The organism is Chryseobacterium edaphi (assembly GCF_025628985.1).
Taxonomy (GTDB): Bacteria; Bacteroidota; Bacteroidia; order Flavobacteriales; family Weeksellaceae; genus Chryseobacterium; species Chryseobacterium edaphi.
In genome coordinates, this window is sequence record NZ_JAOTEM010000001.1 from 364,290 (window position 1) to 387,763 (window position 23,474).

Annotated in this window: 12 protein-coding genes; 8 read left to right on the forward strand and 4 right to left on the reverse strand. The window is 35.4% G+C overall.

The genetic code is table 11. The annotated features are described in order from the left end of the window. The first annotated feature begins 199 nt into the window (after nt 1-199). Nucleotides 200-1,204 carry a glycosyltransferase family 2 protein gene (locus tag NZ698_RS01810; protein WP_263001279.1) on the forward strand — a complete coding sequence of 335 codons (1,005 nt, stop codon included), beginning with the start codon at nt 200-202 and terminating at the stop codon, nt 1,202-1,204. A 352-nt stretch (nt 1,205-1,556) separates the two neighbouring features. On the opposite strand, the gene NZ698_RS01815 is transcribed toward NZ698_RS01810, so the two are convergent. Further along, nucleotides 1,557-2,582 (reverse strand): bestrophin family protein, encoded by a 1,026-nt coding sequence (locus NZ698_RS01815; protein WP_263001281.1) that lies wholly within the window; start codon nt 2,580-2,582, stop codon nt 1,557-1,559. A 79-nt stretch (nt 2,583-2,661) separates the two neighbouring features. After that, nucleotides 2,662-4,734 (reverse strand): alpha-ketoacid dehydrogenase subunit alpha/beta, encoded by a 2,073-nt coding sequence (locus NZ698_RS01820; RefSeq protein ID WP_263001283.1) that lies wholly within the window; start codon nt 4,732-4,734, stop codon nt 2,662-2,664. Nucleotides 4,735-4,972: 238 nt separating this feature from the next. Between NZ698_RS01820 and dnaE the strand changes: the two genes are divergently transcribed. From dnaE to NZ698_RS01845, 5 genes are all read left to right on the forward strand, one after another. Next, on the forward strand, nt 4,973-9,640 hold the full coding sequence (dnaE, locus tag NZ698_RS01825; protein WP_263001285.1) for a DNA polymerase III subunit alpha: 4,668 nt from the start codon (nt 4,973-4,975) through the stop codon (nt 9,638-9,640). A gap of 308 nt (nt 9,641-9,948) precedes the next feature. Beyond that, entirely contained in the window at nt 9,949-13,218 is a 3,270-nt protein-coding gene (locus tag NZ698_RS01830) for a fibronectin type III domain-containing protein (RefSeq protein ID WP_263001287.1), read from the forward strand. A 321-nt stretch (nt 13,219-13,539) separates the two neighbouring features. After that, on the forward strand, nt 13,540-16,221 hold the full coding sequence (locus tag NZ698_RS01835) for a T9SS type A sorting domain-containing protein (protein ID WP_263001289.1): 2,682 nt from the start codon (nt 13,540-13,542) through the stop codon (nt 16,219-16,221). 240 nt (nt 16,222-16,461) lie between these two features. Beyond that, nucleotides 16,462-18,057, forward strand: a complete 1,596-nt coding sequence (locus tag NZ698_RS01840) for a GEVED domain-containing protein (protein WP_263001291.1) — start codon at nt 16,462-16,464, stop codon at nt 18,055-18,057. A 211-nt stretch (nt 18,058-18,268) separates the two neighbouring features. Further along, nucleotides 18,269-20,233, forward strand: a complete 1,965-nt coding sequence (locus NZ698_RS01845) for a T9SS type A sorting domain-containing protein (protein ID WP_263001293.1) — start codon at nt 18,269-18,271, stop codon at nt 20,231-20,233. 79 nt (nt 20,234-20,312) lie between these two features. Here NZ698_RS01845 and NZ698_RS01850 read toward each other — a convergent pair whose 3' ends face one another. Together NZ698_RS01850 and NZ698_RS01855 are read right to left on the reverse strand one after the other, a co-directional pair. After that, a complete protein-coding gene (locus tag NZ698_RS01850; protein WP_160316003.1) occupies nt 20,313-20,474 on the reverse strand; it encodes a hypothetical protein in 162 nt (53 codons plus the stop codon). 45 nt (nt 20,475-20,519) lie between these two features. Then, nucleotides 20,520-21,347, reverse strand: coding sequence for an ion transporter (locus NZ698_RS01855; protein ID WP_263001295.1), 828 nt, complete (start codon nt 21,345-21,347; stop codon nt 20,520-20,522). A 63-nt stretch (nt 21,348-21,410) separates the two neighbouring features. On the opposite strand from NZ698_RS01855, the gene NZ698_RS01860 reads away from it, so the two are divergent. Continuing rightward, entirely contained in the window at nt 21,411-22,508 is a 1,098-nt protein-coding gene (locus NZ698_RS01860; protein ID WP_263001297.1) for a Nif3-like dinuclear metal center hexameric protein, read from the forward strand. 2 nt (nt 22,509-22,510) lie between these two features. Then, nucleotides 22,511-23,287 carry a zinc ribbon domain-containing protein gene (locus tag NZ698_RS01865; protein ID WP_263001299.1) on the forward strand — a complete coding sequence of 259 codons (777 nt, stop codon included), beginning with the start codon at nt 22,511-22,513 and terminating at the stop codon, nt 23,285-23,287. Nucleotides 23,288-23,474: the final 187 nt, after the last annotated feature.

Here is a 23,474-nt window from a genome sequence, read left to right on the forward strand (position 1 = left end):
TAAATAGGATAATGTTTTTTTCTTCAGCTGCTACTCAATGACATTTTTGTCATTCCGAAGGAATCTTAGCAAAGTTTGTAAGGCATGAATGTAGATTGCTACAAAATGACAAACTGTGTATTACCATTTTTATATTTTAATTAACTCGAAACAGTTTGTAAGTTCATTCCTGAATAATTAATTTTGAAAAAAATTCCATTTGAACCCAACCATTTCCATTGTCGTTGCTATATTTAATAGAAGAGACGAGCTTTTTGAGCTTCTTAATTCTCTTACTTTTCAAACTGATAAGGTTTTTGAGATCATCATTGTTGATGACGGTTCACTCATCGATTTGAAACCGACAATCAATAATTTTGGGGGGATTTTAGATATTAAATATTTCAGGAAAGATAATTCTGGTCCCGGATTGTCAAGAAATTACGGTTCGAAAAGAGCTTCCAATGAATGGCTTGTTTTTGTAGACAGCGATGTGATTGTGGAGAAAGATTATATTCAGAATATTAAAAAAGACATTATCACCATTCCGTGTGATGCTTTTGGCGGTGCAGATAAGGCGCACAAAGGTTTTAATCTGATGCAAAAAGCAATATCCTATTCGATGACTTCGGTTTTTACAACTGGCGGAATCAGAGGAAATAAAAAGGCAGTTTCAAAGTTTCAGCCGAGAAGTTTTAATATGGGAGTGAAGAAGGAAGTTTTTGAAAAAGTAGGAGGTTTTTCAGAAATGAGAATCGGTGAAGATCCGGATCTTTCGATGACTCTTTGGGAAAACGGTTTTACAACTGCTTTTTTCGATGATATTGCTGTGTATCATAAAAGACGCGTCGATTTTGGCAAGTTTTCAAAACAAGTGTATCAATTTGGTTGTGCGAGACCAATTTTAAATCAAAGACATCCGAAATATGTGAAAATCTCCTTTGCGTTTCCGACTCTGTTTTTGTTGGGATATATTTTAGGTTTTATTGAATATTTTATTTTTCATAAAGGAATCATTCTCGCATTTTACGGTCTTTATACATTTATGGTTTTGATTCATGCAATGATTGTGACAAAGAATATTGCAATTGCAGGAATGGCGGTTATTTCAACCTATATTCAAATGTTTTCATACGGTTACGGTTTTCTGAAATCATGGATTTTGCTGAATGTTTTCAGAATGAAACCGGAAGATGCGTTCCCGAAACATTTTTATAAAAATTAATTTTTTTAAAACATTAAGATATTTTAGCTTGTAAGAATATTTAAGTTGAGCTTCGCTTTAAGCTTACAATCAGAATGATTAAACATAATAAAACTTCAAAAATTTAATTATAATGTTTTAGAATTAAAAAATGCTGTCGAAATATCAACAGCATTTTCTATTTATAACTAATCATTTTAAACCATTAAGATTTTTTGCGTTGTAAAGTTTCTCAGGTGAACTTTGCTATCAGCTTAAAATCAGAATGATTAAACTTAATAAACCTTCAAAATTTAACTACCTTAATGTTTTAAAATAATATAGAAAATGCTGTCGAAATCTCAACAGCATTTTCTATATATAATTTTTAAGTTTAAACTAAAACTCCATTTTTAGAAGCAATTGGTTCCGGAAGATCATCGTTTTCACCAATCATCTGCAGAAGATCAATCTCAATCGTTCGGCAAATTGAAAGCATTGGAACGTCAAACATCAGTCCTGCAAACGGATTTTCAGAATAATCACCGACCAATTCCATAATAATATAGATCCAACCTACAATCACACAAAACGGGATACAAGTCCAGATTCCCCAATCTCCCAGTTTACTGAATTCACTTACCAAACCTAGAGGTAAAAGAATGATAAAAATGACAATAAAGATAAACCCGGAATTTGCAAACTGTCTTGGTGAAGGAAATTTTTTAATCCTTTCCGACTGTCCCTGGTAATCATAAAAATCATTTAGACAGTTCTGAAGCTGCATGTGATCAAAATCGGTGATGACTTTTTTATTTTTTAAATAATTCAAATCTTTTGCCTGTTTTGAATTAAGATAAGTTGCGAAATTTTTATAATCTTCCTGCACTCCCAATTCGTCTTCTGAAAGATATTTCTGCTGAAAAAGATGCGTTCTTACATAATCGGGAAATCCGGCCTTGATCAGACGGTTTCTCTTGGTGTTGATTTCTCCAAAATGTCTCTCAAGGCTCATATGTTCCCATTCTGTCGGTACCAAAAGCTGTTCTCTCAAAGTGTAAAGCCACGCAATGTGACGGTAAACGAGCTGCTTTTTAAAATCTTTAATATAATGCATTTCGCCTTTTTCGGTGTCAAATGCATACAACATTGAAGTAAATGACCGGCTGGAATTCACGATTGCGCCCCAGATTTTTCTCGCTTCCCAAAGTCTGTCGTAAGCTTGATTACTTTTAAAACCCACAAAAAAAGCAACCGCAGTACCCACCAAAGTCAACGGAACCAAAGGAATCGTCATCCATTGCCATTGAAAAAAATAATAGATTGCAGCTACGAATGTGCTCCACGCAGTAAGCCACACAAGATGCAACCCTGCGAGATTCGCAATTTGTTTATAGTTGAAATATTTTGTTGTGATCATCTAAGAATAAATTAATGAAACCAAGTTAACAAAAACCGTACAAAAAAAACCTCTAAATGATATTTAGAGGTTTTAATTTTTAATATTTCAACATTTCGTCGATTTTCTTTGAAAGCTTTTCAGCGTTTGGAAGCATTTCCTTTTCTAAAATTAAATTGATTGGAACTGCAGGTGTATCAAGTGATCCCATCGTTTCAACAGGAGCATCGAGATATTTGAAGCAATTCTTAGAAATTCTGTGTGCAAAGGCTTCAGCGAAAGAATTGTTGAGTTGTTCTTCTGTAAGAACGATACATTTTCCATGAGCTTTTACTCTTTCAAAAACCAATTCTTCATCCAAAGGAATAATGGTTCTCAAATCAATGACCTCTACTTTGCCACCGAAGTTTTTCACAGCTTCTTTTGCCCAGTAAACACCCATTCCGTAAGTGATAACAACAACGGTGTTTCCCTTTTTAATCTCATTTTCGTCAGCTTCGATAACGATTTTTCCTTTTCCGAATGGTAAAATATAGTCTTCGGCAGGTTCTATGGTTTTTGCATCTTCCGTTCCGGGAACTTTACTCCAGTACAAACCTTTATGCTCTAACATTACAACTGGATTTGGGTCGTAGTAAGCAGCTTTCAATAAACCTTTAAAATCTGCAGCGTTACTTGGATAAGCAATTTTAATTCCTTTAATATTAGCTAAAATGCTCTCTACGCTTCCACTGTGATAAGGACCGCCGCCGCCATAAGCTCCGATGGGAACTCTGATGATATTGCTTACAGGAAATTTCCCGTTGCTTAAATAATTAGATTTTGAAATCTCCGTAATCAACTGGTTAATTCCCGGATAAATATAATCTGCAAACTGAACTTCAACAATTGGCTTTAAACCTACTGCGCTCATTCCGGTTGTAGAGCCGATAATGTATGCTTCTTGAATTGCAGTATTGAAAACTCTTTTGCTTCCGAATTTTTTACCTAAAGTCACCGTCTCACGGAAAACGCCACCAATTCTTTCACCAACATCTTGTCCGTACAATAACGCTTCAGGGTGTTTCCACATAATCTCCTGAATCGCGTGAATTGCCGCGTCAACCATTACAATTTTTTCTCCGCCTTCAGGTTCACGAGTTCCCACTTCTTCCGTAATCGGAGTCGGTGCAAAAATATGTTGCATCACCGTTTCGGGCTTCGGATCTTCAGCTTTTTGAGCTCTTTCGAATGCTTCTTCAGCTTCTAATCTTGCCTTTTTGGTAATTTGTTTTAATAATTCTTCGTCTGTTCCAGATTCAAGCAACTGATTTCTAAGGATTTCTCCTGGATCTTTTGCTCTGTGTTTGGTTAAATCTTCCTCGTCTCTATAAAATTCTCTTCTTACACCGGAAGTGTGGTGACCGATCAAGACTGTTTTTGCGCAGACAACCAAAGGTTTTCTTTCTTCACGGACAAAATCGACAGCTTTTTTCATCACTTCAAAACTTTGAGCGAAATCAGTTCCGTCAACTCTCATTCTTCCCAAACCTTCAAATCCGGCTACAAAATCATATGCGTCAACAGTTCTAGCTTCTTCTTTAGTCACGGAAATTCCCCAATCATTATCCTGAACCAGGAAAATGATTGGTAATTGGTGTAAAGCGGCAAACTGCAATGCTTCACTCACTTCACCTTCCGTCACAGAATTGTCTCCCAAACTGCAAACAACGACAGGGTTATTTTCAAACTTTTCTAATTCAAAATCTTCAATATATTTGATTCCCTGAGCAACACCGGTTGTAGGAATGGTCTGCATTCCGGTTGCAGAACTTTGGTGAATCATCTTCGGCATATTTTCGTTTCTGCTCGAAGGATGGGAATAATATGATCTTCCACCCGAAAAAGGATCATCGGCTTTTGCTAATAACTGAAGCATCAATTGATAAGGCTCAAAACCAATTCCCAACAAAATACTTTCGTCTCTGTAATACGGAGAAACCCAGTCTTCTTTTTTCAACTGATAAGCCGTCGCCAACTGAATGGCTTCGTGTCCTCTCGAAGTACTGTGTACATATTTGCAAACATTTCTGTTTTCCTCATAAATATCTGCCATTGCTTTGGCAAGCATCATGTGGTTGTAAGCTTTAAGTAAAATATCCTGTGAAACTTTTTCGTGAAGTGTATTTTCCATAGAAAGCAAAGATAAACATATTTTGGATTTTTAAAAATAATTGCCTAACAATTGATAGGTGATCTTTTAATTGGTTGATTTTTAAATTTTTAATAGATATTTTGATTATTAAGTCACGTAATGTTCATAAAAAATTGATACCTTTTATTGTTAATTTCGATGTCCAAATGTTGAGAAAAAACAATAAAAATGCAGTAACTTTACAGACTATTTTCTCATAAAAAGTTAAAAGAAATACATGTATTTAGTTTTTGACACAGAAACCACGGGTTTACCAAAAAATTTCAACGCACCGTTATCAGATTCAGACAACTGGCCAAGAATGGTTCAAATTGCTTGGCAACTGCACGATGATGATGGTAATTTGCTTGAAAATCAAGATTATATAATTAAACCGGAAGGTTACGATATACCATTTAATGCTGCAAGAATTCACGGGATTACTACTAAGATTGCCAATGAAGAAGGTCGTGATCTTAAAGAAATTTTGAATGAATTTACTGAAGTTTTAGAAAGAGTGAGAGTTGTTTCCGGTCACAACGTTGAGTTCGATTACAATATTGTCGGAGCCGAATTTTTCAGAAAAAATATTAAAGATAATCTTCAGGAAAAACCTAAGGCAGATACGATGATTCTGGGAACAGATTATTGTCAGCTTGGCGGTGGAAGAGGAGGAAGATACAAGTCTCCGAAACTGGAAGAATTATACGAGAAATTATACGGTCATAAGTTTGATGAAGCGCATAATGCTGCAGCTGATGTAAATGCAACTGCTCAGGTTTTCTTTGAGATGATGCGTATCGGAATTATTCCCGCTGAGGTTTTAAAAACATCGGAAGATCAGTTAGCATATTTTAAAACATTGCATCCCAATCCAATCAAACCTTTCGGAATCATTATCAGAAGGCAGGTTGCAGATTTTAATAATAAGAAAAAGCAATCCGATGTCGGCAGTATTGATGATATTGATTTAGGAAAATATTTCAATTTCGATAATAAAAGTGTTTTCTCAACTTTGACGGCGACTTCGAGCATTAACGATCTAATTAAAAAAGCTACAGAAGATAATTTCCCTGCTGTCGGAATGGTCGATTTGGGAAATATGATGGGAGCTTTCAAATTCGTTTCTGCTGTTGAATCAACTAATTCTGACCGTTCAAAAAAGCATAAGGAATATTTAGCTAAAAAACATGAGGCGGAAGAAAACGGAATTGAATTTAATGAAAACGAGCCCGTTTCTGATTCACTCATTCCAGTTGTTGGATGTGAATTTTATATTTCCGACCGTTACGAGCAAAAACAATTTACCAAAGATGATCCAGACCGAAGAACGCAGGTTGTTTTGTTGGCGAAAAATTTTAACGGATATAAAAATTTAGCCAAACTCTCGAGTATCGGATTTTTAAAAGGTTTCTATTTCGGAGTGCCGAGAATCAGTCGCGAATTGATTGCTGAATATAAAGAAGGATTAATCGCTTTGACTTCCGGAATCAACGGAGATATTCCTGATGCTATTTTAAATACGGGAGAGCAAAAAGGGGAGGAACTTTTCAAGTGGTGGAAAGAAACTTTCGAAGATGATTTTTATGTTCAGATTCAAAATCACAAACTGCCTGAAGAAGAACATCTGAATGATGTCTTACTGCATTTTGCGGATAAATATAACGTTAAAATTTTAGCTCAAAATCAAACCTATTATACTGATAAAGATGATTCTAATATTCAGGATATTGTTAGCTGCATCAAAGATGGTGAAAAGCTGACAACACCTGTCGGTAAAGGTTTTGGAAAGAGAAGAGGTTTGGCTACAGGAGAATATTATATTAAAAATTCTCATGAAATTAAAGAAACTTTTCTGGCTTATCCGGATGCATTTGATACATACGAGGAGTTTTTTGCAAAATTTAGTCCTTACACTTTAAAAAGAGATGTACTTCTTCCGAAATTTGATATTCCTGAAGAATTTTTACATGCAGAGGATGAAGTTGATGGTGGAAAACGAGGTGAAATGGCATATTTGACTCATTTAACCTACGAAGGAGCAAAAAAAAGGTATGTTGAAACCGGAATTACAGACGAAATCAAAGAACGTCTTGATTTTGAACTTGAGGTTGTGGCCAATACGGGTTATCCGGGTTACTTTTTGATTGTACAGGATTTCTGTAACGAGGCCCGAAACATGGGGGTTTGGGTTGGTCCCGGTCGTGGTTCTGCAGCTGGTTCTGTGGTTGCTTATTGTACAGGAATTACCAATGTAGATCCCATAAAATATGATTTGCTATTTGAGAGATTTTTGAATCCGGAAAGGATTTCAATGCCCGATATTGATATTGATTTTGATGATGAAGGCCGTGATAAAATTATCAAATGGGTAGTTGAAAAATACGGTAAAAATCAGGTAGCGCAGATTATTACTTATTCAGTTTTGGGTGGGAAGTCTGCAATTAAAGATGCAGGAAGGGTTTTAGATTTACCAATTCCTGACACGAATAATATTGCTAAATTGATTCCTCCAAGTCCGGGAATGAACATTGCGAAAGCTTTAGCAAAATATGACAAACTGAAACCCGAAGAGCAAATGTTGGTCGATGAAATGAAGTTTGTTCTTGGAAATCCTGATGATCCGCGTCACGATGTGTTGGGAAGTGCTAAAAAGATGGAGGGCTGTATCAGGAATACCGGAATTCACGCATGTGGAGTAATTATTACGCCGGAAGATGTCAGTAATCTGGTTCCGGTGACGATTGCGGCCAAAGATGCGGATATTTTGGTTTCACAGTTTGATAACTCTGTTGCAGAAAGTGCTGGTTTATTGAAGATGGACTTCTTGGGTCTTCGAACTCTTACTATTATTAAAGATGCTTTAAAATTAATTAAGCAAAGACATAATATAGATATTGATCCGGATTTGATTCCTCTGGATGATGCGAAAACATATCAATTATTTAAGGAAGGAAGAACGGTCGGGATTTTTCAATATGAAAGTCCGGGAATGCAGAAATATATGAGGGAATTGAAACCAACGGTTTTTGCCGATTTGATTGCCATGAACGCGTTGTATCGTCCCGGTCCGATAAAATACATTCCAAACTTTATCAATAGAAAACATGGGATTGAGGAAATTATTTACGATTTACCCGAAACTGAGGAATATTTAAAGGAAACTTACGGAATTACGGTTTATCAGGAGCAAGTAATGCTTTTGTCTCAAAAACTGGCCAACTTTACGAAAGGTGAAGCCGATACTTTGAGAAAAGCAATGGGTAAAAAGCAGATCGAAGTTCTGAATAAAATGTACCCGAAATTTATTGAAGGTGGAAAAATTAATAATCTTGCAGAAGAACCATTAAACAAAATCTGGAATGACTGGAAAGCCTTTGCCGAATATGCTTTCAACAAATCTCACTCAACGTGTTATGCGCTAATTGCTTATCAAACGGCATATTTAAAAGCAAACTATCCCGCGGAATATATGGCGAGCGTAATGAGTAACAATATCAACAATACAGATTCGATCACCATGTTCATGGAAGATTGTAAAAGTATTGGTGTTGATGTTTTGGGACCCGATGTGAATGAATCTCATTACAAATTTTCGGTAAATGAAAAAGGTCAGATCCGTTTCGGTTTGGGAGCAATCAAAGGAATAGGTGAAGGTCCAAGTGAAGGAATTACAAAGGAAAGAGCCAATGGAAGATTCAAAAATATTTATGATTTTTTTGAAAGAATTCTTCCTTCTCAAATGAATAAAAGAGTAGCGGAAAGTTTGGTTTTAGCAGGAGCTTTTGACGAGTTTAATATGTATCACAGAGGTCAGTATTTTGATATTGATATGGCCGGAAGAACAAATCTTGAGCGATTGATCAGATACGGACAAAGCTTTCAGGAAAGCAAAAATGAGATGGAAAATTCTCTATTTGCCGATTTTGCCGATGAAGTTCAGATTGAGCAGCCAAAATTAGCACCTTGTCCGGAATGGCCAAATATGCATAAATTAAATAAGGAGAAAGAAATTATTGGCTTCTATCTTTCAGCTCACCCGCTTGATGAATTTAAATATCATTATCAGTTTATGCAGGGGAAACTTTCCAAAAAGGCTGTTCTTGAAAAAGAAGATGAGGTAAAAGTAGTGATTGATGAAGTTCCGATTCTGGAAGCCGATGATAAGGATGAAACTGTAGATCTTACAGAGATTATTTCTGATGATATTGTTGCAGGAGAAGAAGAAATTATTGAAGAAGTCACAAAAAAAGCAGAACCAAAAGGGAACTTCGGGTTTTTGAATCTTGATGAAGTTGATGCTTATAAAGAACAGGCTTTTGCGAATAAACCACCGGAATTATTTGAAGAAAAAAAGAAAGACTGGAAAACGCTTCAGAAAGAAAGAGAAAATGGTGGAGGCGGAAAAGAGTATACGGTCGCGGGATTAATTACAGAATATGTAGTAAAAGACGGTTTTAAAAGTGGCGAGAAAGTAGCTTTTCTGACGTTGGAGGACTATTCGGGTTCGTATTCTTTCCGATTGGGTGATCGTGATTATATGCGATTGAAAGAAAAACTGGAAGTGCAGCGTTTTGTAATTTTAAAAATAAAATTTGCCCAGGTAAAAGACGGACGTGTTTTCGTAAATGTTGTTGATGTAATTGAGCTTCAGGAAGCATTTGAAAAGTTTGCAAAAAGCATTTCGCTGGTTATGGATATTATGGATTTCAGAAAAGAAGATCTGGAGTTTTTCAGAAATGTTTTAGATCAAAATAAAGGCAATCAAAAATTCAAATTTCTAATCAAAAATTCAGAAGAAAACTCTGATATGGAACTGCAATCAATGAGGTATTCTGTTGATTTGAATGGTGATTTGATTAAAGAAATCCAATTGTTGAATAAGTACGAGTTTTATCTCAATTAAGAGATGGTAAAAATTAGTCAAAAAGCGACCTTCATGGTCGCTTTTTTTTGTTTATAATGAAAATAAATAAAAATCCTTTATTAATAAATCAATTGATGTTGAATTTATATATTCTTAAATTAAATCATTGCAAATCAATATCTTATAATTTTATGTTCAGATAAGTTTGGAAAATAATTAAATGTTTGTTTAAATAATATTCAATTATTTTTTGATTTCAATGTAATGTACATAAAAAATTAAGGAAATTTTTGAATTGTATTGTAAATATTTAGTAATTTCACCCCCTAATTTTAATTTAACTAAGTATGAAAAAAAACTACATTGGTTTGTTGCGTCGCAAAGAAACGACGGGCAATCCTAAAAAAAATGGATGGTTATTGGGTACTTTGGCAGCTGCAGCTCTACTTTTAGGAGGTAGTAGTTATGCACAGACAAATGTTGCAAATTATTCATTTGCTAAAGGTACGGGTGCTACCTACACTCCAATTACGGGAGGAACAAAATTGTTTCCTACTGGTACTAATACTTCATATGATAATGAAGTTTCATCAGCAATCACTTTATCATCACCATTCACTTTTGGAGGTGTTGCTGTTACAAGTATTTATGTGAGTGCAAACGGATATGTGACTTTCGGAGCAGCACCAAGTGGAACAACTTACACTCCTTTATCAACATTAGGAACAACTACAGGAGCAATTTCAGCTTTTGGTCAGGATGCGGGATCTTCTACAGCTACAGGTGCTGTGCCGGAAGTAAGTTATTTAGATTCAAGTACTGAATTTGTAATTCAATATCAGGATCACGCAAATTACTATAACAGAACTACGGAGAGATTAAACTTTCAGATTCGTTTAATGTATGCTACAGGTGAAATAAAAATAGTTTACGGAGCTTGTACTAATCCAGGAACTGTTGATACAACAAGTGGAATTACACCGCAAGTTGGTATTAGAGGAAATAGTACAACTTTTGCAACAAATGTAAGCCCATTAACTATCGGGAATGTACCTGCAGGAACAACTTGTGACTGGTCAAAAGCTGTTACAGGAAATGCTAATTCCAGTACTATGCTTTTTTCAGGATCTAGCGTAAATGTTAAAATACCAACAGGATTAGTATATATTTGGACTCCTGGTACTCAGTTACCAGTAAGAACTTTTGCTGCTACAACTGCGGTAACCAACAGTGGAGCTACTCTAAGTTGGACAGCTCCAACTGGTGCGACTGCTTATAATGTTCAGTACAGAGCTTTAGGAAGTTGTGACTGGACTGACTTTAGTGGTAATCCTGTCGCTGCAACCTCTGCTACTCTTGCAGGTTTAGCTCAGAATACAACATATCAGGTTCAGGTACAGGCTTTAAATGGTAATGCAGTATCAATGTATTCTCATATACCAAATTTAGCTGGTTCTGGTAATGGATATGCTGCGGCTGGATCATTTACAACCGTAGCCAATTGTGCAAGTACAGTTACAGGTCTTGCTTCTTCTGCATTAACTCCTGATACAGCAACTATCAGTTGGACAGCCTCTACTACGGCTCCAGGGAATGGATATGAATATTATTATAGTACGTCTTCAACTGCGCCACTTTCAACTACTACACCATCTGGTTCTGTTACTGCAGGCGTAATTACTGCAAACTTATCAGGTTTAACTCCATCTACACAATATTATTATTGGATAAGAGGAAATTGTAATGGTACTGATAAGGGGGTTTGGTCTAGTTCTGCAAACTTCACTACATTAGGTCTTTGTCCTACCGTTACTGCTCCTGCGGCTAATGCAGTTGGTGTATCAACTACACCTACAATAACTTGGACTGCAATAAATGGAGCTACTGGTTATATAGTGAAAGTAGGTACAACTTCTGGTGGAACTGAAGTAGGTAATTTTAACGTTACTGGTGGAACATCAACAAGTTACCCTATCACAACACCACTTAATAATAGTACTAATTATTATTATTCTGTAACTGCTTATACTGCTACTACGGCTGCTCCGGCAACACCATGTACAGTTAGAGTTTTTCAAACAGTATGTCCTGCAATTACAGCCCTACCTTGGACTGAAAATTTTGATTCAATGTCAACAGTGGGCTCTGGAATATTTCCTACATGTTGGGGGCAAACTCAAGGCAGCAAATCTTGGGTAACTTCTAATGCTGCCTATACCTCTGTAAATGATCCTCTTTCAGCTCCAAATTATGCTACTATTGCATGGAGCAATACAACAGCATCAATATTATGGAGTCCAGCTTTTCAATTAACAGCAGGAGTATCTTATGATTATAGTTTCTTTTTTGCGGGAGACACATATACAGGATGGACTGGTGATGTAGTACAGAATACATCTCAAAGTGCAACTGGTGCAACAGTAATTGGTTCTACTTTTATTGCAAGTTCTACAACTTCAACTTCTACTTATGCTAAAGTGAAAAGAACTTTTGTACCTACAACTAGTGGTGTGTATTACTTTGGAGTTAGAGTAATTAGTAATAGTACTCCTACTTATTTAGGTGTAGATGACTTTAGATTTGAAACAACGCCTACATGTGTAGAGCCAACAGCTGTTACCGCATCTAATATTACTACAACAACTGCAGATGTAGCTTGGACTGCTCCATCAACAGTTCCAGCAAATGGCTACGAAATATACTATAGTACAACAAGTACTGCTCCTGGTGCAACAACTCCAGCAACTACAACTAGTACCACAACCTCTAAGAGTTTGTCTTCACTTTTACCATCGTCAACTTATTATGTTTGGGTGCGTTCTGTGTGTAGTACAACTGATAAGAGTGCTTGGTCAATGTACGGTTCATTTGCAACTGCATGTGGGGTAGTATCAAACCTTTCTGAGAATTTTGATAACACATCTTCTAGTGGGAATATTTTACCAAATTGTTGGTCAAAAATTGTTACTGGTTCCGCAAATTCATATGTTCAAGCAGGAACAGTAATGAGTGGTCCTAATAATCTATATATTTATGCTTCTGCGGCTACTGAAACTTGCATAGTGAAATTGCCTCAAATTAGTACATTGAGTAGTGGTAACTATTCAATTGCATTTAAAGGACGTGCTAATTTTACAGCGGGTGGAGTAGTGCAAATAGGATATATGACAGATGCTAGTAATGCCTCAACATTTGTTGTATTAGGGACTTATACTGCATCAAGCACTACAGTAATTGATAATTTTGTCTTGCCTATAGTTGGTGTTCCTGCAGGTGTTACAACATTGGCGTTGAAACATACGGGTAATCCTGCTTACAGTGTTATTTTAGATGATGTTAAGTATGATATGACATCTGTCTTAGCGACAGGTGAGACTACTAACGTTAAAAATAATAACATCAAAGTTTATCCAAACCCATTTGCAGATGTGTTAAATATCTCAGATGTTAAGAATGTAAAATCTGTATCGGTAATTGATATTGCTGGAAGATTAGTGAAAACTATAGAGAAACCGAGTTCAGCTCTTCAGTTAGGAGAATTGAAATCAGGAATGTATATAGTTGTTCTTAATATGAATGATGGTTCTAAACAAACTATTAAAGCAATTAAGAAATAATATAAAATAATTATAATTAATAATTTTAATAGCGACTAGAGATAGTCGCTATTTTTTTTACTGGGATTTTCTAAATAGATAAAATATATACTACAATATAATGTTAATATTTGTTAATATTTATAATTATTAATTAATTATTAATTATGGGTGATTTTTGTTAAATAATTATGTGTATAATTGAAGTTGTGAGTTCTTATTTAAATAAAAATTATTCATTGAATTTTTAACTTTATAACGATTATTTAAAAAAATAAGATGTTTTAATAAATTATATTGTAATAATTAGTAAATTTATTATCTATTTTAAATAAATAAAGTATGAGAAAATTTTTACTAACGTACCTTTTGTTAATCGGTACTTTGATCTCTGCCCAAATTACGCTTGGGTCGGGAACTACAAGTGGTGGCGTATCCACCTCAGTTGCAACTGTGCCATGGAGTACATATTATGGTTACAGTTATGCTCAGCAAATTATAACAAAAGCTGATATCAACGCTAGTGCGTCAGGAAATATCACCGGTTTGAAGTTTTATTTGGCAGCTTCGCAAGTTATTACAAATTCAAATCAAATAGTTGTCTATTTGGGTCTTACAAACAAAGCTACATTTACTTCAACTTCAGACTGGATTCCGACTACAGCACTTACGCAGGTTTTTAGTGGGACTGCAACAAATAATGCAGGAGTTGTAGAGATAACTTTTCCAACACCATTTCCTTATGATAATATAAATAATTTGGTTATCGCAGTAGATGAAAATAAATCTGGTGATGATGGTGGTGAATACTTTTACACATATCCAAACGGAGATAATAAAACAATATACTACAGAAGTGATGGAACAAATCCTGATCCTGCAGCTATTACCCAAACAGGAACGAGATCTACAACACAGTCGGTAGTGACATTATTGGGTCTTTCTCCTAGTTCTGTTCCTAACTGTCCTGTAGTAACTGCACCTTCGGCTGCTGCTACGGGTGTTGCAGCTTTGCCTACAATTAGTTGGGCTGCTGTAAGTGGTGCTACTGGATATAGATTGTCAGTTGGTACGACTGCTGGAGGAACGGATATTGTAAATAATCAGGATTTAGGAAATGTAACGTCATATGTGTTTTCTACAACTTTACAATATAATAAACAATATTTTTATACTGTAAAATCATATAATGGTGCTATTCCATCTGTAAATTGTTCAGAAAGATCATTTACAACAATGAATATTCCATGTCCTGCTGTTTCGTTGCCTGCTGCAGATGCAACAGGAGTTGCTTTAACGCCTACAATAACTTGGGCTGCTGTTACTGGAGCTACAGGTTATAAACTTAGTGTAGGAACAACTGCAGGAGGTACTAATGTCTTGAATAATCAAAATGTTGGAAATGTACTGACTTATACGTTCACAACACCATTAAATCCGTCTACTAAATACTATTATACAGTAAATTCAAACGATGCTACCAATACATCGTCTTCTTGCTCTGAAAGAAACTTTACTACACTGTGTAACACAGAAAATGCTCCTACAGTATCACAATCATTTGCTTCTTATTTACCTGTTTGCTGGTCTGCAGCGAAAGGAGCGGTTTCTGCCTCTTCGACTTTAACTTACGGCACAAGTAAATGGGCATCTGAAAGCGGCTTTGCGAATACGGGAACTAATGCAGCAGTGAGAATCAATTTATACAGTGATAATCCTGGAGATTGGTTGATTTCACAACCTATAAATCTTGGAAACACATCTGGAATTTACCGTGTAAAATACAGAATGGCGGTAACAGATTATTTAGGTACTACAGCACAGGCGACATTAGCTACACACATAGTAAGATTGATTGTTTCTACTGATGGAGGTACTACTTGGAGTAATGCAAATGTGATAAAAACTTATACAGGAGCAGGAACTTACTCAAATACGGGGCAAACAGAAATCGTAAATCTTACAGGGTACACCGGCACTGTTAAATTTGCATTTGTGGCTACAACTGCTAGTACATCTCCGGATATTGATTTTCATGTAGATGATTTTGTAGTTGAAGCAATACCATCATGTGAAGCACCATTAAATCCATCTGTCTCTTTAATAACTCAACAAAGTGCTACACTTTCATGGACGGCTACAACGGTAGCTCCTGCAAATGGATATCAATATTATTATTCAACTACGAATACGCCTCCAACATCAGGAACACCAACTACAGCAGTATCAGTTCCGCTTTCTCCATTAGCACCTTCTACTACTTATTATTACTGGGTGAGATCAATGTGTGCTGGTTCAGAAAGTGCATGGGTATCTGGATCATTTACAACATTAGCTGCGCCTCCTGCAAATGATGCTTGTTCGTCTCCAGCTGTACTTACTCCAGGTGCTACATATGCGCAAAATATTTTAACCGGAACTACTATTGGTGCTACAAATACTCCTGCTTTGAGTGCTAGTTGTTTATTTACGCCTACAAATGTTGGAGGAAATGTTTGGTATAGTGTAGTTGTACCTGCTTCAGGTAATTTAACTATTGAAACAGGTCCTGTTACTGGTTCTGCTTTAACTGATACGGTTGTTTCAGTATTTGCTAATTGTTCTTCTACTACTTCATTGTATTGTGATGATGACAATGGTGTAGATGCATTCTCTAAAATTGAAATGACGGGTCAAACTCCAGGAGCTACATTGCTGGTAAGTGTTTGGATATTTGGTAACACATCTACTACAAATGGTCAATTCCGAATTTCTGCTTATGATGCAAGTTTAGCAACTTCAGAAGCTACTCCGGTTAAAAACAATCTTTCAGTTTATCCTAATCCATTTGCTGATGTGTTGAACGTCTCAAATGTTAAAAATGTAAAAACAGTATCTATACTTGACATTGCCGGAAGATTAGTGAAAACTGTAGAAAAACCAAGTTCGGCTCTTCAGTTAGGAGATTTGAAATCAGGAATGTATGTGATTGTTCTTAATATGAATGACGGTTCTAAACAAACTATTAAAGCAATTAAAAAATAGTTATTTTAAGTACTATAATAATAGCGACCATATTTTGGTCGCTATTTTTGTTTACATAATACAATAAAGGTTTATCTGGATTATTAATACTTTAATAAAATAGTATTGTTTATACTGATACATCATTTAATTTATGTATAGACTATATTCATTATGTTAAATTTAAATAATTTATTATAAATTAATTGTATGATTTGTTTTATATTGCTATTTTCGAATCATAATCATAAAATAATAAAAATGAAAAAAGTTTTACTCTGCAGTTTTGCGGTGATGGGTGTTTTAACGTCTGCTCAGACATATTGTACGCCGGAGTTTGCAAGCGGTTGCAATTATGGTGATCAGATTAATAATTTTACAATACCAAATGCCAGTTTCAGCCATCTAAGTACAGGTTGTTCAACAGCTGCATATGGTGATTTTACTGCGCAGACAATCAGTATGAATGCTGGAGTCAACTATCCTTTCACAGTTACTCACGATTATGCCAGTCAGCATGTGAAAATCTGGATTGATTTTAACAACGATTTTACTTTTGATGATGCGACCGAATTAGTAGCAATGGGCACTAGTGTTGGTACCGGGACTTCTGCTGCTACCAATAGTACGATTTCAATGCCAGTAAATGCACCGGTGGGATTACACAGAATGCGTGTTGCAGATCGTTATGATAATGACCCGATTCCTTGTAATGTTGATGGTTATGGAGAAGCGCATGACTATATTGTAAATGTTGGTGCTGCACCTAGCTGTTTGGCGCCAAGTGGTTTATCTGTGACAGCTGTGAGTTCTAATTCTGCAACTCTGTCTTGGGTTGCTCCGACATCGAGTGTTGGTGTAGGTTATGAGTATTATGTCACCACATCAAGTGCGGCACCTTCTTCAACTGTTACTCCAACTGGTTCGGTAGGAAGTTCTACCTTGACAACACCACTAAATAGTTTGTCTCCAATTACCGGATATCATGTTTGGGTAAGGTCGGTTTGTACGACAACTTCAAAAAGTGATTGGTCCGCATCTGCGACATTTACAACTTTGTGCGGTGTGGTAACTCCAAATTTCACTTTTGATTTTGCTTCTGGGGTAAATACATGTTGGCAAAATGCTGATTCCGGAACTCCTGCGACTGCACCTTCAGGAAACTCTTCAAATTGGTATGAATCAGGATTCTTAAATAACGGATATACGGGTGCAATGAAAGTTAATCTGTATACAAGTTCATTTTTCCCAACTACATTTGATTCCTGGCTGATTACTCCGGTATTTAATCTTTCTTCCGGCGGTTATCGTGTAAAGTTTGACTACGGATTGACTCAGTTTGCGGATACAACAGCTGCAAGTTTGGGATCAGATGATGTGGTTCAGTTTGTGATTTCTCAGGATGGAGGAGTTACATGGACGGTACTGCAAACCTGGAATGCATCAAGTTCGATATCAAATACAGGCACACAATATACTTTTGATTTGGGCAATTATTTAGGAGCAAATACCAAATTTGGTTTTTATGCAACAAATGGAAGTGTTGCAGATACAAATGATGTAGATTTCTCTATAGATAATTTTGTTGTTGAGTCAGTTAATTTGTCAACATCTGAGGTTTCTCAGGTTAAAAATACTGTTAAAGTATATCCTAATCCATTTGCTGATGTGTTAAATATCTCTGATATTAAAAATGTGAAAACAGTATCTGTACTTGATATTGCTGGAAGAATAGTAAAAACCATAGAAAAACCAAGTTCAACTCTTCAATTGGGAGATTTGAAATCTGGAATGTATATTATTGTACTTAATATGAATGATGGTTCTCAACAAACTATTAAAGCGATTAAGAAATAATTTAAAATTCAAAATCAAATATGATTTAAAAGAGGCTGGAAAATTTTTCAGCCTCTTTTTTATTGTTGGCTGAGAAGTATTTGACCATATTAAAGATATTAGTAGCTTTTTATTGATTATTATTTCTGTAACAAATTATTATTAGAAAATTCAAATCATAAATCAGTAAAATGTCATAAATTCGCATTAATATAGTCAAATGTGTTGTATTATGAGAAAAATTTTACTTTTATGCCTATTTACATTAAATATGGCAATGAATGCCCAAATTACTTTGGGTACAGGTAGCAGTTCAGTTGGCATTGCGCCAATAAGTACCTATTATGGATATTCGTATGTTCAGCAAATCTTTACAAAAAACGAAATCAATGCGAATGCTGCAGGAAATATTACAGGCTTAAAATTTTATTTAAGTCCGTCATCGAGTATTGTAAATTCTTCAAGCTGGGTCATCTATTTAGGAACAACTTCAAAAACTACTTTTTTATCAAACTCAGACTGGATTCCTGTTTCTCAACTTACACAGGTCTTTTCGGGAACTGTTACCAGTGTAAACGGAGTGGTAACAATTAATTTTCCCACACCTTTTGCATATAACAATTTGAATAATCTGGTAGTTGCTACAGAAGAAAATTCAGCGGGATATGATGAGAATGGTTTTGATGATGCTTTCTACGGATACAATTCTACTTCCGGTTCGGTTTTGTATTATGAAAACGATAATATAAATCCTAATCCGTTATTTCCGCCAAACGGATCTTTGGATGAAAAAAAATCTGTGATCACTTTTAACGGTTTGACTGCAGGTTCTACAATCGCCTGTCCAGATATCACATATCCCGCTAATAATGATACATTTATTCCTTTATCACCGACCGTACAATGGAATGCAGTTTCCGGAGCAACAAGTTATAAAGTTTCTATAGGTACAACGCTTGGTGGTACGAATATTATCAATCAGCAATCTGTTACTACCAATAGTCTTTTGGTTCCTGCGACATTAGCAGCAAACACTATTTATTATTTAAAAGTAGTTGCAGTAAACGCTTCGGGAGAATCTCAGGGATGTTCATCTGTTATGTTTAGAACAACACCGGGACAACCCGCAAATGATGAATGCACCAATGCTGTTGCATTAACGGTGAATCCTAATGCTGTCTGTACAGCTTCTATGCAAGGTTATACTTTAGGAGCGACAAGTTCAGGATTGGCTGCAGCTCCTTGCTACGGAAATCCGGATGATGATGTTTGGTTTAAATTTATTGCTACAGCAAGTTCACATAAAATTTCTCTGAATAATATTGTGTCTATTGGTACAACTAATAATGATGATCTCTATTTTCAGGTTTTCAGCGGAGCTTGTGGGAATTTAACTAGTATTTTATGTTCAGATCCAAATTCTGCTTTGGTCACAGGATTAGCAGTCGGCTCAACGTATTATGTAAGAGTATTTAGTTATGATGGAGCGGGAAGTAATCAAAGTTTTAATATTTGTGTTGCAACAATTCCGCCACCGCCTACAAATGATGCATGTTCGGGAGCTTTGTCGGCGACTTTGCCATATTCTTACACTCAAACTGATGCTTTAGGAGCTACCAACAATTCGGGGTTTTTAACCACTTGTACAGACGGTATGAATGACGGAACGTGGTTTAGTTTTGTAGGAAATGGTGGTGATGTTGATGTAGTTGTCAACGTACCTTCAGGAAGTTCTTTTGATCCTCAAGTTGCTGTCTTTACGGGAAGTTGCTCCTCTTTTACCTGCGTAGATACTGAAGATAGTGGTGGAAATGGCGAAACAGAAGTACTTTCCATACCAACTATTTCAGGAACTGTTTATTATGTAAATGTAGGTCATTACGATAGCTCCAGTAATGATATGGAAGATACTTTCACGATTAACATCACATCAAATTTTCTCGCAACAGCAGAGGTTTCACAAGTGAAAACAAATAAAGTGAAGGTTTATCCAAATCCTTTTTCAGATGTGATCAATATTTCAGATACTGAGAATGTAAAATCAATTTATGTAACCGATATGGTTGGAAGAACTTTAAGAACAATAGAAAATCCGAGTTCAGTTATTTATTTAAATGATTTAAAATCAGGAATGTATATTTTAAGTTTAGTGATGAAGGACGGCTCCAAACAATCATTGAAAGTTATAAAAAAATAATTTCAATAAGATTTAACAACAAAAAAGGATGCAGATAAATTATAACTGCATCCTTTTTTATATTTATATAAATAGATTTTTATTCGGTCGGAGGTACTGGTTTGATATCTCCCGTGTTCATCAGATCAAATACTGTCGGGAAAAACATAACGAGTATAAAGTAAATGACGATCATTAAAGCGATCATTGCGAATAAGATAATCACTAAACTGTTGGGTCTGTTTTTCTTTTGTGGTTCCATGATTTTTTGTAATATTAGATTAATAGATAACTTTGATAAAAAATACTATGCTAATTTCTTGCCACACTGTTTGCAATACCTTGCGTCATCGTCAATATCTTCATTTCCGCACCTTTCACAGATCAGTTCAAGGTTCTGTCTTTTGTTTCTCATTTCGGCAGTTACAATTCCTGTAGGAACTGCAATGATAGAATAACCGGCCAACATCAATATCACTGCGAAGAATTTCCCCATCGGTGTAATTGGAGAAACATCGCCATACCCAACTGTCGTTACCGTTACAACCGCCCAGTAAATCGACTGCGGAATAGTCTCAAAACCAGGTCTTCCTCCTTCCACCATAAACATCAGGGAACCGACAATGACAGAAAATATTATTAAAAATAAAAGGAAAATATAAATTTTTCGAGAACTGTTTTTCAAAGCTCTTACAATGACAAAACCGTCATTCATAAAGTCCAGTAAGTTAAAAATTCTGAAGATTCTCAGCATTCTCAACATTCTGAAAATTAAAAAATATTTTGTAATAGGAAAAAAGAAACTCAAATAAAAAGGAACCAGTGAAAGGAAATCTATAATCCCGAAGAAACTGAAGATGTAGTGCTTCTTATTTTTTAAAACTGCAATTCTCATCCAGTATTCTGCAGTGAAAATAACGGAAATGATCCATTCACAAATGATAAAATAAACATGAAACTTTTTGTCAAGTTTCGGTATACTTTCCATCATGATGATAGAAGTGCTTACGAGGATCAGAGAAAGAAGTGCAACGTCAAATAACTTGCCCAGTTTAGTATCCGAACGGTAAATTACGCGGTACAGAAATCTTTTCCAGAGCTTATCTCCGGGAACAAGATTGTGTTCTTTCTCCATGATCAGAGTTTTTTTTAAATTTAGCAAATTATCCCTATTTTCGTAACAAACATACATAATAAAATGACAATACAAAAAGTAATTGCAGAGATAGAAAAACACATTGCCATTTCGCAGGCAGAAGACTTTGATAACGTTGGACTTCTTTGTGGCTTGCCGGAACGAAATGTTTCAGGGATTCTCGTTTGTCACGATGCTCTGGAAAACGTTGTGGATGAGGCAATTCATCGGAATTGTAATTTAATAGTATGTTTTCATCCCATTATCTTTTCAGGTTTAAAATCTTTGACGGGAAAAAATTATGTTGAAAGAGCGGTTTTAAAAGCGATTGAAAACAAAGTAGCGATTTACGCCATTCACACAGCTTTTGATAACGATTTTCATGGAGTCAATGCAGGAATATGTAATCTTTTAGGTTTAAAAAATCTTGAAATTCTTCAGCCTAAAAAAAATAATTTAAAGCAGTTAAATGTTTATGTTCCAAAAGATCATTCTGAAAATGTAAAAGAAGCACTTTTCTCTGCAGGAGCCGGAAATATAGGATTTTATGATGAGTGTAGTTTTAAAATTGAGGGAAAAGGAACATTCAGACCGATTGAAGGTTCGAATCCGTTTTCGGGAACACAAAATACTCGTGAAAATGCTGAAGAAGATATGATTTCTGTGATTTTTGAATCTTTTAAACAAAATCAAATCGTTACCGCCATGAAATCTGCACATCCTTACGAGGAAGTAGCACATCAGATTTATCAGCTCGAAAATGAAAATCAATATTCAGGCTTGGGAATGTATGGCGAATTTGAAACTGAAGTGGATGAGAATTATTTTCTGAATTTCGTTAAAGAAAAATTTAATTTAAATGTGATTAAACATTCAGATTTAAATCATAAAAAAATAAAAAGGGTAGGAGTTTTGGGAGGTTCCGGAGCGAGTGGAATAAAAGCTGCACTTTCAAAAAAATGTGACGCTTATCTTACCGGAGATCTCAAATACCACGATTATTTCCTGGCAGAATCTAAAATGCTGATTTGCGACATCGGACATTACGAATCGGAGCAATTGGTAAGTCAACAATTATTTGAAATTTTGTCACAAAAATTTAGTACATTTGCAGTCTTAAAATCTAGTGAAAAAACAAACCCAGTAAATTATTTCCTATAGATATGGCAAAAATCACCGAAATTTCAGTTGAAGAAAAATTAAGAGCTTTATACGATTTGCAAATCATCGATTCAAGATTGGATGAGATCCGAAATACAAGAGGAGAGTTGCCAATCGAGGTTGAAGATCTTGAAATTGAGATTGAAGGCCTGGAAAAGAGAGCGGAAAAATTTCACGCAGAGATTAAAGAGCAGAATGATCAGATCAGCAACAAAAATGAAGTGATCAATCATGCAAAAACTTTAATCGATAAATACAAATCTCAACAGGATAACGTAAGAAACAATAAAGAATTTGAAGCTTTAGGAAAAGAAATTGAATATCAGGAACTTGAGATTCAACTTTCTGACAAGAGAATCAAAGAATTCGGAGCTAAAATCGGTCATAAAGAAGAAACTCTGAATGAGTTGAATACTAAAATCGACGATCTTAAAAATCACCTTAAATTCAAAAAAGAAGAATTGGAAGGATTGATCTCTGAAACTCAGAAAGAAGAAGATTATCTGATCACAAAATCTGAAGAATTTGCTTCTAAAATCGACGAAAGATTATTGGCTTCTTATCACAGAATCAGAGCCAACTCTTCTACAGGTCTTGCAGTTGTAGGTCTTGAAAGAGGTGCTCCGAAAGGATCTTTCTTCACAATTCCACCACAAAAGCAAATGGAAATTGCTCAGAGAAAAAAAATCATCATCGATGAGCATTCAGGAAAAATTCTTGTTGACGACGAGTTGGTAAACGAAGAAACTGAAAAAATGAATTCTGTAATCAAATTCTAATACAGACTTCTATAAAATAAAAAAACGGCTTCAAATTTTGAAGCCGTTTTCTATTTACCTAAACTTTTCAATAAACGCAATCATAATTCCCATCCTTTGGAGGGTTGGCGAAAATTTAGAGTAAATTTTTGACGGGGTGGTTTTAATTTTACCTATTTAAAAATCTTGGAATTTTAATTACTTGTGA

Excerpts from the sequence above, each read along its gene's own strand:
- NZ698_RS01815 (WP_263001281.1), bottom strand. The coding sequence starts at position 2,582 with ATGATCACAACAAAATATTTCAACTATAAACAAATTGCGAATCTCGCA.
- NZ698_RS01850 (WP_160316003.1), bottom strand. The coding sequence starts at position 20,474 with ATGGAACCACAAAAGAAAAACAGACCCAACAGTTTAGTGATTATCTTA.
- NZ698_RS01855 (WP_263001295.1), bottom strand. The coding sequence starts at position 21,347 with ATGGAGAAAGAACACAATCTTGTTCCCGGAGATAAGCTCTGGAAAAGA.
- dnaE (WP_263001285.1), top strand. The coding sequence starts at position 4,973 with ATGTATTTAGTTTTTGACACAGAAACCACGGGTTTACCAAAAAATTTC.
- NZ698_RS01830 (WP_263001287.1), top strand. The coding sequence starts at position 9,949 with ATGAAAAAAAACTACATTGGTTTGTTGCGTCGCAAAGAAACGACGGGC.
- NZ698_RS01865 (WP_263001299.1), top strand. The coding sequence starts at position 22,511 with ATGGCAAAAATCACCGAAATTTCAGTTGAAGAAAAATTAAGAGCTTTA.
- NZ698_RS01860 (WP_263001297.1), top strand. The coding sequence starts at position 21,411 with ATGACAATACAAAAAGTAATTGCAGAGATAGAAAAACACATTGCCATT.
- NZ698_RS01840 (WP_263001291.1), top strand. The coding sequence starts at position 16,462 with ATGAAAAAAGTTTTACTCTGCAGTTTTGCGGTGATGGGTGTTTTAACG.
- NZ698_RS01835 (WP_263001289.1), top strand. The coding sequence starts at position 13,540 with ATGAGAAAATTTTTACTAACGTACCTTTTGTTAATCGGTACTTTGATC.
- NZ698_RS01820 (WP_263001283.1), bottom strand. The coding sequence starts at position 4,734 with ATGGAAAATACACTTCACGAAAAAGTTTCACAGGATATTTTACTTAAA.
- NZ698_RS01845 (WP_263001293.1), top strand. The coding sequence starts at position 18,269 with ATGAGAAAAATTTTACTTTTATGCCTATTTACATTAAATATGGCAATG.